This is a genomic window from Listeria floridensis FSL S10-1187 (genome assembly GCF_000525875.1).
In the GTDB taxonomy this organism is placed as follows: Bacteria; Bacillota; Bacilli; order Lactobacillales; family Listeriaceae; genus Listeria; species Listeria floridensis.
Map to the genome: position 1 here is coordinate 1 of NZ_AODF01000025.1, position 15,254 is coordinate 15,254.

Annotated in this window: 11 protein-coding genes and 4 pseudogenes; 9 read left to right on the plus strand and 6 right to left on the minus strand. The window is 39.9% G+C overall.

Annotation, left to right across the window (positions count from 1 at the left end):
* The first annotated feature begins 43 nt into the window (after positions 1 to 43).
* From MFLO_RS09640 to MFLO_RS09650, 3 genes are all read left to right on the plus strand, one after another.
* Positions 44 to 382, plus strand: a complete 339-nt coding sequence (locus tag MFLO_RS09640; protein WP_051993587.1) for an ArsR/SmtB family transcription factor — start codon at positions 44 to 46, stop codon at positions 380 to 382.
* Positions 383 to 469: 87 nt separating this feature from the next.
* Entirely contained in the window at positions 470 to 1,768 is a 1,299-nt protein-coding gene (locus tag MFLO_RS09645; protein WP_036097756.1) for an arsenic transporter, read from the plus strand.
* Positions 1,769 to 1,819: 51 nt separating this feature from the next.
* Entirely contained in the window at positions 1,820 to 2,599 is a 780-nt protein-coding gene (locus MFLO_RS09650) for a GNAT family N-acetyltransferase (RefSeq protein ID WP_036097757.1), read from the plus strand.
* Positions 2,600 to 2,622: 23 nt separating this feature from the next.
* On the opposite strand, the pseudogene ybaK reads toward MFLO_RS09650, so the two are convergent.
* A pseudogene (gene ybaK / locus MFLO_RS09655) lies at positions 2,623 to 3,115 on the minus strand (Cys-tRNA(Pro) deacylase).
* 603 nt (positions 3,116 to 3,718) lie between these two features.
* Here ybaK and MFLO_RS16430 point away from each other — a divergent pair.
* From MFLO_RS16430 to MFLO_RS09670, 3 genes and pseudogenes are all read left to right on the plus strand, one after another.
* Positions 3,719 to 4,337: pseudogene (locus tag MFLO_RS16430) on the plus strand (lytic polysaccharide monooxygenase auxiliary activity family 9 protein); the annotation flags it as partial.
* Positions 4,338 to 4,671: 334 nt separating this feature from the next.
* Positions 4,672 to 5,085, plus strand: coding sequence for a fibronectin type III domain-containing protein (locus MFLO_RS15705; RefSeq protein WP_036097758.1), 414 nt, complete (start codon positions 4,672 to 4,674; stop codon positions 5,083 to 5,085).
* 276 nt (positions 5,086 to 5,361) lie between these two features.
* Positions 5,362 to 6,102, plus strand: coding sequence for a hypothetical protein (locus MFLO_RS09670; RefSeq protein WP_036097759.1), 741 nt, complete (start codon positions 5,362 to 5,364; stop codon positions 6,100 to 6,102).
* A gap of 239 nt (positions 6,103 to 6,341) precedes the next feature.
* On the opposite strand, the pseudogene rarD reads toward MFLO_RS09670, so the two are convergent.
* Positions 6,342 to 7,284: pseudogene (gene rarD, locus MFLO_RS09675) on the minus strand (EamA family transporter RarD).
* A gap of 319 nt (positions 7,285 to 7,603) precedes the next feature.
* Positions 7,604 to 8,134: a YceI family protein gene (locus MFLO_RS09680; RefSeq protein ID WP_036097760.1), complete on the minus strand. Its 531-nt coding sequence runs from the start codon at positions 8,132 to 8,134 to the stop codon at positions 7,604 to 7,606.
* Positions 8,135 to 8,590: 456 nt separating this feature from the next.
* Here MFLO_RS09680 and brnQ point away from each other — a divergent pair, with 456 nt between their 5' ends.
* Positions 8,591 to 9,940, plus strand: coding sequence for a branched-chain amino acid transport system II carrier protein (brnQ, locus tag MFLO_RS09685; RefSeq protein ID WP_036097767.1), 1,350 nt, complete (start codon positions 8,591 to 8,593; stop codon positions 9,938 to 9,940).
* A 193-nt stretch (positions 9,941 to 10,133) separates the two neighbouring features.
* On the opposite strand, the gene MFLO_RS16435 is transcribed toward brnQ, so the two are convergent.
* Together MFLO_RS16435 and MFLO_RS09690 are read right to left on the minus strand one after the other, a co-directional pair.
* Positions 10,134 to 10,805, minus strand: coding sequence for a hypothetical protein (locus tag MFLO_RS16435; RefSeq protein ID WP_241433613.1), 672 nt, complete (start codon positions 10,803 to 10,805; stop codon positions 10,134 to 10,136).
* Positions 10,806 to 10,827: 22 nt separating this feature from the next.
* The gene (locus MFLO_RS09690) at positions 10,828 to 12,468 is read right to left on the minus strand and encodes a helix-turn-helix domain-containing protein (protein WP_241433614.1); all 1,641 of its coding nucleotides are present in this window, start codon (positions 12,466 to 12,468) and stop codon (positions 10,828 to 10,830) included.
* 176 nt (positions 12,469 to 12,644) lie between these two features.
* Between MFLO_RS09690 and MFLO_RS09695 the strand changes: the two genes are divergently transcribed.
* A complete protein-coding gene (locus tag MFLO_RS09695) occupies positions 12,645 to 13,670 on the plus strand; it encodes a glyceraldehyde-3-phosphate dehydrogenase (RefSeq protein ID WP_036097762.1) in 1,026 nt (341 codons plus the stop codon).
* A gap of 566 nt (positions 13,671 to 14,236) precedes the next feature.
* Here MFLO_RS09695 and MFLO_RS09700 read toward each other — a convergent pair.
* The gene (locus MFLO_RS09700; protein WP_036097768.1) at positions 14,237 to 14,575 is read right to left on the minus strand and encodes a DUF1433 domain-containing protein; all 339 of its coding nucleotides are present in this window, start codon (positions 14,573 to 14,575) and stop codon (positions 14,237 to 14,239) included.
* 137 nt (positions 14,576 to 14,712) lie between these two features.
* On the opposite strand from MFLO_RS09700, the pseudogene MFLO_RS09705 reads away from it, so the two are divergent.
* Positions 14,713 to 15,254, plus strand: a pseudogene (locus tag MFLO_RS09705) (hypothetical protein); the annotation flags it as partial.

Here is a 15,254-nt window from a genome sequence, read left to right on the forward strand (position 1 = left end):
ACTTCTATATAACGAAAGCGGTAAAGCAGAAAGGATGAATCTGATGGATTACGAAAAGAATGCGAAATGGTTCAAAGCACTCAGCGATCCAAAACGGCTGCAAATTTTAGATCTATTATCGTGCGGCGAACTTTGCGCGTGTGATATTTTAGAACACTTTGATTTTACGCAACCAACGCTTTCGCATCATATGAAAATTTTAGTAGATGCGGGACTTGCGACTTCTCGAAAAGCAGGAACGTGGAATCATTACAGTTTAAATTCAGATACCTTTCAAGGGCTTGTAAACCTGATTCAAGATGCCTTTTTAAAGCCGAAAGAAGACTGTATCTGCGCTGAAAAGGGAGTTTCAGGTGATAAGAAGACGAATGAAAAGGCTTGAATATACTTTTTTAGATGCCGGTTTATCAGTTGCTTTCATGAATTACGATATAAATGGGAATAAAAAAAGGCTTAGGGGAGATTAGAGATGGAAATGTTGCTTGCAATTGGAATCTTTGTTTTAACGTTGGTATTTGTCATTTGGCAGCCGAGGAATTTATCAATTGGCTGGTCGGCTTGCGGAGGAGCCGTTTTGGCACTTGTTCTTGGCGTTGTGACGCTGCGGGACGTCGGGACGGTGACGGGGATAGTTTGGAATGCCACGCTTGCTTTTATCGGGATCATTATTATCTCGCTCATTTTGGATGAAATTGGATTTTTTGAATGGGCGGCTTTACATATGGCGCGGCTCGCAAAGGGGAACGGGATTGGCATGTTCATTTTGATCGCGCTCCTTGGGGCTTTTGTAGCGGCACTTTTTGCGAATGACGGGGCAGCTCTGATACTCACTCCGATTGTACTCGCGATGGTTCGAGCGCTGAAGTTTGATGAACGCAAGGTGTTTCCTTTCATTATTGCAAGTGGGTTTATTGCGGATACTACTTCGCTGCCGCTTGTCGTCAGCAATCTCGTGAATATTGTCTCAGCCGATTTTTTCGGGATTACTTTTGCGGAATATGCGAAATTTATGTGGCTCCCAACGCTTTTTTCACTCGGAGCAAGTATCCTCATTTTATACGTGTACTTCAGAAAGGCTTTGCCGCGGCGTTATAGCACAGAAGGTATCCAAGTTCCGGTTAGTGCGATTCGAGACCAGCGCTTATTTCGTTTGTCGTTTTTCATCCTCGCAGTGCTTGTTGCGGGGTACTTCCTAAGCAGTTTTCTAGCTATTCCAGTGTCGTTCATCGCTCTTTTTATCGCGGCAGTATTTTTACTTCTGGCGCGGCGGAGCGAAGCGGTACGGGTCAAAACGGTGATTAAAGGCGCGCCTTGGAACATTGTCTTCTTCTCGATCGGCATGTATGTTGTGGTTTACGGTTTGCAAAACGCTGGAATCACAAAATGGCTTGCCTCGCTGATTGACGGTATCTTAAATTACGGCTTGTTTGCAAGTACGATCGGGATGGGTTTTATCGCGGCCATTTCCTCATCCATTATGAACAACTTGCCGACGGTTATGATCAACGCGCTCGCAATCGATCATACGGCAGCAACAGGTGTCATCAAACAGGCGCTGATTTATGCCAATGTGATCGGTTCGGATTTAGGACCAAAAATCACGCCGATCGGTTCACTTGCGACGCTGCTTTGGCTACATGTGCTTGCACAGAAAAATGTGAAGATCAGTTGGGGTATGTATTTTAAAATCGGGATTGTTATTACGATTCCCGTTTTATTCATAACGCTTGTCGGTTTATACTTGTCGATCTTGATTTATGTTGGATAAGTTCCCGAAATCTATGCTTTATGCTATTCTAGAGAAAAAGGGGGATTGCTTATGATTACTCTGAAAAAATTTACTGAAGTTGATAATAAAACAATTATGCAGGCTTGGGCCGAGTCGTTTGCCGACTATCTTGTGAAAATGCAGTTGTCCGAAGAAGCGTTTTTTGGAAGAATGGAAGAGTTTTCCCTTGATCCGAATTTATCGAGTGTCGCGTTCGCGGGTGACCGCCCTGTCGGATTTAGTGCGTTTGGCCGCATGGATGGTTTCTCGTGGTGCGGGGGTCTCGGTGTGATTCCTGACTTTCGCGGTGAAGGCGCCTCGGTTCTCCTGATGGATGAGATGGTGAGAGAAGCAGCCGGAACAAAATTCAAACTCGAAGTGATTACTGAAAACGAGCGGGCATTAAAATTTTATTTACGTTACGGTTTTGAAGTGATCAATGAACTGTTTTTCCTTGAAGGAAAACTGGATGCTATCCCTGATGAATGGCAGGAAGAGCCTTACAAATTGAGTGACGACCCGCTTAAGACGCCGTGGCAAAACTTGGCGAAATTTAATCCCCAAAAAACGGGCAGCCGTTTTTCACTTGGTGAAAATAAAAGTTTTGTGTTGAAATATCAGCTTTCGGAGCGCGGTGTTGAAGTGGCTGAGTTAGAACTTGCTGACGGAACAAACCTTTCGGATGCACTCGCAGCGCTTGCTTTTCGCTTCGGAACAGGGACAGGGCTGTTTTTAAATAACTGTCCACTTTCAGAAAGCGTGAAAGCCGAATTTTTAGCTAGCGGCTTCTCGAAACGAATTTCACAGCTGCAAATGGTTAAATCGTGTTAAAAAAGAAGAAGACTCGCTTTGTTTCAAAGTGAGTCTTCTTTTTGCATATGCAGGCTAGCAAATTTGGCCCGGCAAATGGGCAGCAGTTCCGCGGGAGCTATTTCGATTTGCAAACCGCGTTTCCCAGCGGAAATATAAATTGTGTCCTTCTTTTCAGCCGAACGATCTATAAAAGTCGGAAACAGTTTTTTCATCCCGATCGGCGAACAGCCGCCGCGAATGTATCCCGTGATTTTTTCAAGGTCTTTCACGTGAATCATTTCCACTTTTTTATTGCCGCTCACCTTCGCGAGTTTTTTTTAAGTCAAGCGTATCCGGTGCCGCAACAAGCGCAACGAGATAGCCGGTTTTATCGCCGTTCGCAACAAGTGTTTTATAAATCTGCTCTGGATTTTTTCCGGTTTCTTCCGCGACATGAACAGCATCAAGATGTTCTGCATCAAAGTGATATTCATGAAGGATATATGGAATTTTCTTTTGGTCAAGAATACGACAGGCATTCGTTTTATGTGCCAAACTGATCACCTCACGAACTATTATAGCGCATTTTTCCTAATTGCGAGAAGTAGTTGGTATCTGAATGGTATGAAAAGCTTAGAAAACCAACTCGGCAAATCTTCTTTGAACTGGTTTATTGGCGGGTTATAGAGTATCCAAGGTTTTTAAATTTTGATAAATGATGGTTTTCGTCTAGCAAGCACAACTGGATTATGCAACATCATTCGTGAAACGATGACTATTTGGAAAGGTTTTATTCCAAATGATTTTATTTAATGAATTTTCTTTTAATTTGAAATGAAAAAATTCAATTTTTACATAAAATTTACATAGATCGCATCTAAGTTCTACATGCTTGGGGCATACTAAGTTCAGGCAGCAAAAAATGTGAGTTGCTGTACAGATGAATGGATATATTGTCGCATACCTTGTGACTCTTTCTGCTTTACTCAGAATTGCTTCGCCAAGCAGTCTGTGTTTTTTTGTGAAATATTTATCAAAAAGTAGATTGGGATGTAACCCTACGTAAAAGAGAAATGGGTATACTTCAAGGTAATGAATGGACGGCTCTAAAACACATTTGTGTTCTAGATAAATGATTTGAAAACAGGAGGAGTTCAAATGAAGAAAAAGGTAATAACGGGATTAGCAATGGCAACATTTTTAGGAGGAGGTATCCTGTTAGGGGATCAAGTTGTATCTGCACACGGTTATGTTGAAAGTCCAGCAAGCCGCGGCTATCAAGGTAGCTTGGATAAAAACTCGATCGGTTGGACCGAAGCGCTGACTAAATACGGAAATGTAATTACGAATCCGCAATCTTTGGAGGCACCGAAAGGATTTCCGAATGCTGGTCCGGCAGATGGACGAATTGCATCAGCAAATGGCGGATTGGGTCAGATTGGTGATTTTGTGCTAGATCAAGCGGGAGCAGATCGCTGGGTAAAATCAGAGGTGAATGCAGGTTTAAATACGTTTACTTGGCATTTCACGGCACCGCATAAAACAACCAAGTTTCATTATTACATAACCAAACAAGGCTGGAATCCGAATAGCCCGCTGAAAAGAAGCGACTTAGAACGGATTGGCGAAGTTTATATGGGCGGAAAAAAAAGCAAATGAGAATCCTAGCCATCAAGTGATGATTCCAGCAAATCGAACGGGCTACCACATAATTTTAGCTGTATGGGATGTGGACGATACAGCGAATGCTTTCTATAATGTTATGGATGTAAATGTGAAAAACGGCCAAGGTCCAGAAATCGTTATTCCAGATACGCCAAGTCATGTTAAAGCAGATCAGGTAACAAGTTCTTCGGTATCTTTAACTTGGGACGCTGATACAAAAGCAAAATCTTATACGATTTATCGTGATGGTGTAAAGATTAATACTGTAGAAACGAATTATTTTGTTGATAAAACGGTTGATGCCAACACGGTTTATCACTATCAAGTGGAAGCGGTCAGCTATACGAGTACTGTATCTGAAAAGAGCAGTGAACTTGTTGTGAAAACGGGAATAAAAGAAAACGAAATCGAAAAAAAAACCTACTGTTCCTTCGCATTTGCATGCAATGAATGTAACGGCTAATTCAGTCGCATTAATGTGGGGCGAATCGCAGCAAGAATCGGGGATTAAAGAATATGTTATTTACCGTAACGGAGAAAAAATTGCGGTAACGAAGGAAACGTTCTACACGGATAAAGGACTTAAAGCAAATACGAACTACCACTATCAAGTAAGAAGCATTAGTAGTAATGGCAAGGAATCAGAGCTTAGCAATGTTTTAACTGTAACAACCAAACAAGATATTGCGCAAGGCGAAAATGTATGGCGCGCTGGAACGCGTACGAATCCGGTTCTATATACTGCAGGAGAAATCGTTCTTCATAATGGAAGATACTACAAAACGTTGCAAACACACTACAATTATGGGGATACTACTTGGGCGCCGGACCAAGCTGTCATTTTATTTGCACTGATTTAACGGGGATCAATTTGTTAATCTGATGGGGAGCCTGTTTGCAAAAATGGTGAAGTTGTTTTATCAAAAAACCATGGACGCGGAACTGCTGCCAAACGACGAACGGCTTGAACCCAAGGGATACGTTTCTCTTGGGTTTGCTTCTTAAAAATTGTGGGTTGAAGCAAAACGTTTTGTCATAAAAGATATCACGAAGAAAATGAGACGAACTTGTACGGAAGTTTAAAAAACATAAAGGGATTAAAACAGAGAGAAAAAGGTTTAGGGGTAATAAAAAGAATGATTTTAGGACATGTAAAGTGGTTTACAGAAGCAGCACCGCATCGTAATGCTTGCTTGGAAGTTTTAACAATGAAAAATGCAGGATTGTTTGCTCTATCTGCAATATTTATCTTTATTTTATATGTATCAGCACCGAAGCTTGCCCATTCAAATTTTAATTCAAGATTGCAAAAAGTAGATTCATCACTCTTTTTTAGATGGGGTGTTGTGTTTGCCCTAGTAATCAGCACATGGAGCGGTCATGTTTTGATTCCTGAACTCAAATTGACAAGCTTTACTTTGGCAATTATTACGGTTAGCTGTGTCTGTCTTTTGATCAACCGGAAATTAACGGGATGGATTAGTGTGTGCGGGCTCTCGATTTTAATGGCGATCATGTTTGTCCAACTTGGCGTGCACCATGCTTTCGACTATTTGTTTTTTATCGGTATTATTATCACGCTAATTGGTGTTTTATTGCAAAATACATTACTTTCAGTGCGACCGTTAGAAATATTGACAGGTGCTTCGATTTTATGGGTAGGAATGGAAAAAGTGATTTTTAGCAACATGTCGCTCGATATTGTGAATCGTTATCATCTTTTTACGTTTGGTTTCAGTAAAGACAGCTTTGTCATGTGTGCAGCTCTGGTTGAGCTTGTTGTGGGTTTCGTAATGGTTACAGGATATTTCAGGCATATCATTGCGCTTGCGTTGACGTTGCTTTTTTTTAGCGACCAATTTCATCTTCGGGGTTAGCGAAATTATCGCGCACATGCCGCTCCACATCACTTTTATTTACTTTATTCTTTCGCCGGAAAGCATTCGCCGGCATGATCAGAATGTGAAGCGCGCACTAGCGATGACAGCCGTCTATCTGTTAAGTATTTCTTTATTGTTTATGGTTTACTGAACGGATTCAAAAAAAGAGAGCTTTCTGCGGGAAGCTCTCTTTTAATTGCTTTTTTTGGGGGAAAGGTGGGTGGGGCTTCATCAAATTAATTTAGTCCGTCTTCACCAGACATTTCTTTTTCGGCAGATTTTTTCAGTAATTTTAGTTTAGCACTCAAATAAATGTGAGCAATCGTGAAAACAAGGATAGCCGCCCAAATAAAAATGAAGGCTGTGAGTTGTAAGCCATCAAAGCTTTCTTTAAATAACAAAACGCCAAGGATAAGCATCAGCGTCGGACCGATATATTGAAGAAAACCAACCATTGTATAGCTGATTCGTTTTGCTGCAGTTGCAAATAAAAGCAGCGGAATCGCTGTAACGATACCAGCACCAATCATGACAATGTCAGTTTTGAAATCATAGCTCATGAAGAAGTTTTTTGCAAAAAATAATAGGTAAATGAGCGCAAAAGGGGTGATTATCAAAGTTTCAAGCGTCAGTCCCGTCCAAGTTGAAACCGGAACAAATTTCTTAATCAAGCCATACAAACTGAATGTAACAGCCATTCCAAGTGCTGCAAAAGGCACACTGCCGCTATGATAAGTCAAAATTAAAACGCCGATAAAGGCGAGTGCGACAGCAATTATTTCAGCCGGATTGAGACGTTCTTTTAAAAAAAACGGTAGCAATCAAGACATTTACAAGCGGATTAATATAGTATCCGAGACTTGCTTCTGTTACGTGACCACTGTTTACCGTGAAAATAAAAATAAACCAGTTTGCAGTAACAAGAATTGCCGCGAGTGTAATGAGAAGTGCTGTTTTCGGACGATTAAAAATCGACTTGATTTCAAGTAATACTTCGCGTGATTTTCGTAATGCGGCGATTAAAAAGACCATAAAAACGAAAGACCAGACGACTCTGTAAGCTAGAATCTCAAGTGCTGGTACTTCTTGGCCTAGTTTCCAGTAAATCGGCAAAACGCCCCATAAAACATAAGCCATAGCGCCTGCTAAAATACCGATAGTTGTTTCATTTTTTTTCATGATCTCCCTCTTTTCTGTTAAAAATGCAGTACAATCAACCTATTGTAACGTATTTAAAGTGGGAAAACCAGTCTTCTCCCTCTCATTATTCGCGCAAATTCTCACTATCTAATCTTTCTTTTGCAACCGCCGAGTTTATAAAGTGCTCCGATTCAATCAAGAGAAATCCAGATCACTGAAAGAATGGAGGCTATCAGATTGATAAAGGAAATGGGGCGGGGAATGAAGGTACTTGGCTAAAGTTCTTTCATAAAAATAAAAAAACTGGAAACCTTAGAAGTAAGATTTCCAGCCTTGTTAATTAAAGCAGATCTAAAACTTATTTAGAAGCTTCAATTTGAATATTTAGTTTCACTTCGTCGCCAATGAGTACGCCGCCAGTTTCAAGTGCAGCATTGTAGTTCAAACCGAAGTCTTTACGATTGAATTTACCGCGGCCTTCAAAACCTGCCACCAAATTTCCAGAATTTGGATCTTTACCTGTACCTTCGTATGCAACATGGAAAGAAACTGGTTTTGTTACGTCGCGAATAGTAAGGTCGCCTTTGATTTCATATTCATCATCGCCGTCAGGAACGATTTCAGTTGCAGCAAATGTGATATTCGGATATTTTTCAACGTTGAAGAAATCTTCGCTCTTAAGGTGACCGTCACGTTGCGCTTGGTGAGTATCAATGCTTGCTGCATCGACAGTAAAGTTGATTTTTGCATCTTGCAGATTTTCTGGATCCATTTCAATATCTGCTGAGAAGTTTGTGAAGTTTCCTTTTACTTTCGATACCATCATGTGTTTTACTTGAAATTCGATTGAGCTGTGTGCTGGGTCAATGTTCCATTTTTCTACTGCCATTTTTACATTCCTCCAATTTATCTGTTAGTTAGTTCATTTTCAATACACGATTCCCGTTATTCCCAAATTAAATAAGGTCGTGTTATTGTTTACAAATAAACTATAACACACTTACAAAATATAAGCAACTAATAAAATATTGATTTATTATTTTAATTGAATGAAGAATTAAACAATCCTTGATATCAAGCGCTTTATTCAGATAAAAAATTTTTCAATTACTTCATGATACAAACTGTTTTTGAAAATTCTAGCTATTTAGATTAAAAATATGGTATGATAACAAAATACCACTAACAGAAGCGGTCGAAGCAGGGAGTACTTAATTATTTCTAAATTGAATATTCAGACAAAACAAATCTAAATAAAGAATAATGAATTTGGAACTTTTTGACACAACATCCTTTTCACTGCTTCTTGGGAGAAAAACAATAAATGAAAGAAGGGGAGAAACTTATGGAGAAGAAAATATCTTTTTCGGCATACTTTTTTATTGGTTTAATGTTATTTGCACTATTTTTCGGAGCAGGAAACTTAATTTTTCCGGCATATTTAGGTCAGCTGTCAGGCACAAATGTTTGGATCGCTATTCTTGGCTTCCTTGTAACGGGAGCAGGACTTCCGCTTCTTGGCGTACTTGCGATTGGAGTGTCGGGGAGCAGTGACGTACAGAGTCTGGCAAGCCGTGTTCACCCCGTTTATGGTGTAGTTTTTGCCATTGCTTTATATTTAACGATCGGGCCGTTTTTCGCACTTCCGCGGACGGGGTCAGTATCGTTTGAGATTGGGATTGCGCCCTTTTTAGGGGAAGGGAATCACCCAATTGCGCTGTTCATCTTCTCTGTTGTATTTTTTGGAATTTCGCTTTGGCTATCCCTTTCACCGTCCAAAATTGTTGATCGCGTCGGGAAGTATTTGACGCCTGCCTTGCTAATCTTTTTAGCAGTTTTGATTATCGCAGCCCTCGTGAAGCCGCTTGGCGAACAAACGGAGCCGCTTAAAGATTATGCAGTATCACCATTTACAACCGGCTTCTTAGAAGGCTATAACACAATGGATGCATTAGCTTCACTTGTATTTGGGATTATAGTTATCAATGCGATCCGAGCAAGCGGCGCTAAGTCTAAACGCGACATTGCATTTGCTTGTTTGAAATCAGGTTTAATTGCAGTAGGTTGTTTAGCTGTTGTGTACGTATTTGTTGCCTACATTGGTTCTATGAGTGTAACGAAATTGGGCTTGTTTGACAACGGCGGTCCAGTACTTTCAGGAGCTGCAAGTTTTTATTTCGGACAGCTCGGTAAGGTGCTACTTGCCTTCATCATTGCGCTTGCTTGTCTCACAACAAGTATCGGTTTGATCACCGCATGTGCAAGTTACTTCCAAAAACTCTATCCGAAAATCCGTTACGGCGCCTATGTCACTATCTTTTCTGCATTTGCTTGTCTCGTTGCAAATGTTGGTCTTGCTAACTTGATCGAGTTTTCGGTTCCAGTTTTGATGATGATTTATCCACTTACGATCGTATTAATCTTGCTTACCTTCCTCAATCCGCTTTTCAAAGGAAGACGAGTTGTTTACGTTTCAACAATGGTCTTCACAGGCGTAATTTCGCTTATGGAAGGGGCAAAAGCTTTTAATATTCCGTTAGGACCTATCGAAATATTCTTTAATACGTATGTGCCGTTTTATCAAAATTCACTAGGGTGGGCAACACTTGCACTTTGCGGTTTCATCGTTGGAATCATCATTGCAGCTTGCACAAAACCGACAGTGGAACGTGCGCATAATGAAGTCAACGTTTAAAAAGGAGAAATCATCATGTCGTTTTTCAATATTGTGCTGACCGTGATCATCGTCGGTTTGCCGTTTCTGTTTATTTGGCTAGGCTTAAAAGCATTCTCTAAAAAACAGTCGAAAAAATAACGATGAGTTGAGAAAATTCGCTTGTGAAGCGGATTCTCCAAAAAGGACGCAACCCGCGGGTTGCGTCCTTTTTTCAAATCGTGCGTTTCAGTTCATAAAAATGCACGGCATTTAGTTCCAAATAAGCATAAAATGACCAATCACCAGAAATCAATTCATCCGTAACAGAAAGTGAAGGTTTTGATGCTGTTACAATATAATCGAGGATTTCTTCATCTAAACCGTGGCGGCTGTTCAACTGCCAATATTTCGAGTAGAGGGCTCCGTTATCGCGGTCAAATTGCCATTTGCGCACTTGATATTCGCCTTCTTTTAAGCCGACAAGTCGGACATGCACTTCCTTGCGTTTTTCCTTCATAATCAGTTCACTTACCGAAAGCTTTGGATTGAGATTGACTGAATTCAGCAAAATGAGCTGGTAGCCGTCTTCGTTTTCCATCAAAATATAATCCTTGCCGCGTGCGGCAACCGAGCCGTAAAGCCGTTCCTTAAAACTAAGCGCGTAATAAGCTGGACGTTTTCCGTTAAAAAAGTGGAATAATTCGAGCCCGTCGAGCCGAATATTGCGTTTGCTGTTTTCTTCCTCATGTAGCTCCGTATTAATCCAAAAGCCAATGCCGCGAACTTCCGGACTAATGTCAAACAAAGCCTGCAAGATCAAAGCACCGCGGAAAAAAGTACCGTTCGTATAGCGCGTGTTTCCGGTGAGCGTATTCCAGTTAATCAGCATTAATTCCTGATGCATACCGTGATTTTTTAAGTACTTTTTAAGTTTTTTTCGTTTTCGTCAGCGTATAGTGATCAGCGTCGTGGAAAGTCAATTCGTTTCCTTTTGAAAAATCAATAATTTCGTTTGGATTGGCATGGTAGGTTAAAAAATCGATGTCGCTTTTTGCTTCAAAGATCCACTGATGCGCACTTGGAACGGCACCGCGCTCCGAAAACGGTACAAACGTACTTAGTTTGATCTTCGGCTCAATCTCTTTAAAACAAGCTTTGAGACGCAAGAAAAGCCGCTTTAGTTCATGGGCAGATACCAATGTCTGCTCAGACTCATAGTACATGAATGCCCATGAAGAAACAAAAGCTCGTCCGAAAACTTGAATCGAATGGCGGATAAAATGAGACAGCTGTTCAAAATAGTGTTCCTCATTAAGCGACAATTCTTGATATTCAATCCGGATAAACGGACGCAAACCTTTCGTCTTCAAATAGCTTAACGCAAGATCCGCATTTGCATAAGTAGAAAAGGTTGGGACCGCTTCATCTGTTTCGACTTCCGGCAAGAACGTATTACCGCGCAGAAGATGCCGTATCCCGATAAAATCAAGTCGAATTTCTCGCTGCACGGTTTCAATTTGCTTTTTAACATTGTCTTTCAGCAATTCCTTCATCTCGCCGATCGTAAGCAAATAAAGCGGGTGCTTTAAAGAACCAGCATTTCCGTTCGTCAAGCTAATCGTTTTTTGTTCAATTGGAACAGGACTAAGCTCGGTTTCTTGTGCTGCTTCAAATTGATACTTACCGAGCCTTTCAAGCAGTTCTGGTGAAAGCTCCGAAATAATTGTAACATCGTTTGAACAAGGAAGAAACGTATTTGCTTGTCCCTGTCCGCTGTGTTTTTCGCGATATTGTGAAGGTGTTTCCTTATAGTATGCCTTAAAAGCATCCGTAAAATGCTTAGAGCTCGAAAAGCCATTTTTAAATGAAATCGAAGAAATAGCCTCATCTGTTAACAATAAATCACTCAAACTGTGCTTCAAGCGAATCTGCATTAAATATTGCAAAAATCCGAGCCCCGTTCTAGCTTTGAAATAACGCGACAAATAGGACGGAGATAAAAATTCGCGTTCCGCTATCTTTCCAAGCGTAATATTCTCATCATAATGGTTTTCAAGAAAAGTGATGATACGCGATAAACGGTCATCTTCTGGCAAGTCCAGTTGATTTTGCGCTTGTTCTTTTTTGAAAAATTTTGCCAAGAGGAGCATGATTTTAAAGATGGCGTTGTGCGAAATTAGTTGACTATTTTCTGTCGGATTAAAAGAATTGATAATAAGAAGTGTGAGGGCATGCCTAAGCGAGGCAACGATTTTTTCGCGTCCCGTATCCATTTTTTTTGAGAAGCAGTCAAAATAGTATTGATAGTAGTTGGAAAAGTGCTGCACAAAGAAGGGGCTTTTGATTTGTAGAGCGATCAGAATATTGTCAGTTTCTCGCGACAAACTATAAAATTCGTTCCGATTTACAATATAAAGATCATCTTCTGAAAGTAAGTAAGAATTCTCGCCGATTGTCAGGTTGACGTGACCTTGAATGACAAAAAGTATCGTGGTTGAATGGTCCTGTCTTGATATGGGTTGCTCGATTTTTTCTAATTGGATCTGAAATTCTTCTTGTTCTAACAAGACTCGGATCACCTCCTTTATTTATTATACCTAATTCCGGCAAGATAAACTTGGAAATTAGGAAATCTTTTCCGTAATTTTATTTCATTTGTTAGTAAACGCTTACATTTTGAAAATTAACATGGTATACTAAAACTGCAAGTCGTTTTGCAACAATTTCTAAGGGGGAAATAAGCTTGGCTAAAAATGTAGCAATTACGGGTTTTGGACGTATTGGCAGAATGTGTTTCAGAAAACTAATGATGGATGGCAAAGAAAATGTAGTCGCAATCAATGCCAGTTATCCAGCTGAAACCATTCGGCACTTGATCAAGTATGATAGTGTTCATGGGAAATTCGAGGGCGAAGTAGAAATTTTGGATGAGCATCGCTTAGAAGTATGTGGCAAAGAAGTGCTACTGCTTGCTGAGCGTGATCCGTTGAAGTTGCCTTGGAAAGAGCTTGAAGTAGACATCGTGATTGAAGCGACTGGGAAATTCCGTTCAAAGGAAAAAGCAGGTTATCACATTGAAGCTGGAGCTAAGAAAGTGGTTATCACTGCACCTGGTGAAAACGAAGATGTGACGATTGTAATGGGTGTAAATGACAAAGATTACGATCACGAAAACCATCATGTGGTTTCGAATGCTTCTTGCACAACCAATTGCCTCGCTCCTGTAGCGAAAATTTTAGACGAGAACTTTGGGATTGAACATGGACTTGTGACAACTGTTCATGCCTATACAAACGACCAACATAGTCTTGACAATCCTCATAAAGATTTAAGGCGTTCAAGAAGCTGTACAACATCCATTATTCCAACGACAACAGGTGCTGCAAAAGCTATATCACTTGTTTTGCCGCACTTAAAAGGAAAACTAAATGGAACTTCGTTGCGTGTTCCGACACCTGACGTTTCGCTTGTTGACCTTGTCGTTACACTTAAAAAAGAAGTAACCGAAGCAGAAGTAAATGCTGCTTTCGAAGTAGCTGCAAAAACAGATTATAAGGGTATTCTTGATTATACTGACGAACCGCTTGTTTCAGTTGATTTTACAACAGACCCGCATTCCGCGATTGTAGACGGACTGAGTACAATGGTGATTCAAAACAAACAAGTAAAAGTCCTTGCTTGGTATGACAACGAATGGGGCTATGCGTGCCGCGTCGTTGATTTAGTAGGAATGATTGCTGAAAAAATGGAAGAAGCCGTACTGCAATAGAAGTGATTGAAAAAGATAGAAATATTCTTTTAGGCTGCAGACAAAGTTAAGAGAAACTTTGTCTGCAGCTTTTTTTAGTATAGTAGAAGAAGGATAGATAGTAAGTAAAAGATGTGGATGAGGTTATTGAAAAAAGATGTGATTACAACAGTTTTTCCGCGAGTGGTTAAGGTGAATAGTCAGAAGTATTACATGTAATAGGTTGAGGGTTTAATCAAATTGTACCCTATCATTTCAAGCGATAGGATGTATAGATATTGACGGAGCTCTTTGTAAGAAATGGTTAGTCGTGAAAGTATTCTTGGTTCCATTAAAAAGAATGAAGCATTGGATAAATCATAGAACAGTAGATTTTAAAAACAAGAACTCGTTAATATACTTATTGTATAAATTATTAATGATGATAGGATAAAGATGGTTAAATTTGTATTAATAAAAAGACATGCTGTTTATCGTAGCATGCTCTTTTTGTGATTGAAAGGATTAACTTTTTGGATTCCGGTTCATAATTTTGTCTTCAACAGCTTTTAGGTCAGCGAAGATATCGGCTACTGAACGTTCTTTTTTTAGGCGTAGTGGTTGAACTTGATTCTTTTTTTCTTTGCTTTTTCTTCAGCTTCGATCTCTGTCACATTTTTAAGTTTATATTTAAATTCTTCTTTTTTATAATGCTCATCAATATAGTCAGTTACATTCACAACTTCAACACCATTTTGACTGTCTAAGGAGGCGTCAATCCAAAGGTTTTTATTATCGTTTATGTATCCTTCAATATGGACTACACCTGTTGGATTGGTACGTGTGTCTGTTAGAGTCACATTTTTAATATGATTAAAATTATAATTAAGAAACTTTTCGATACGTGGCTTTTGTTCTCTCATTAATTGGTTTTCTTGGTATTTCATATATAGATATCCCCCTAAAATGACAAATAGTATAATTATCAGTATAATAAAGATAATGGTTATTCTCTTTTTTCTCTTCACGTTGTCAGCTCCTATCATTTACTGTACAGAATAAATATATCATAAAGGTGATGAAAATGGCAGAATATACAGATGAACAATATTTTAATTTAGCTGATAAAGTTTATGAAAATGACTATTTAAAAAAAGGTAAGGCCGTTTATAGTAAAGATGGTTCACAGTGGAAAGTCATTAATTACACCGATAATTATGAAAGTGGTTTACAGGCCATTGCAGTGGTTCCCTTAAAAGACTACCAAAAAGGAAAAACGACTTACGAAAATGTCGTCTTTGTTTCTCGTGGCTCTGAAGGGCGAGAATTTATGAAGGACTGGATCCATACAGATGTTGGCAAGCTAGGGATGGGATTGAAGCCAGAGACAGATGCTCAGTTGCGAAATGTGGCGGGGGATAATCTGGCCAAACTTGCAGCAGTGGCCAATCACGTCAAGTTGCCGGGCATGGGCTTATTCGCCTTACCAGATTGGTATGTGAATAGTCATAATCAATTTTTTGATTATCAAACGTTTGTCAATCAGACGGTACAAGACTTTCATGTCAAGGACTATAGTTTTACTGGTCATAGCCTGGGCGGCGCGCTTGCTCTTTTTATGGCGGT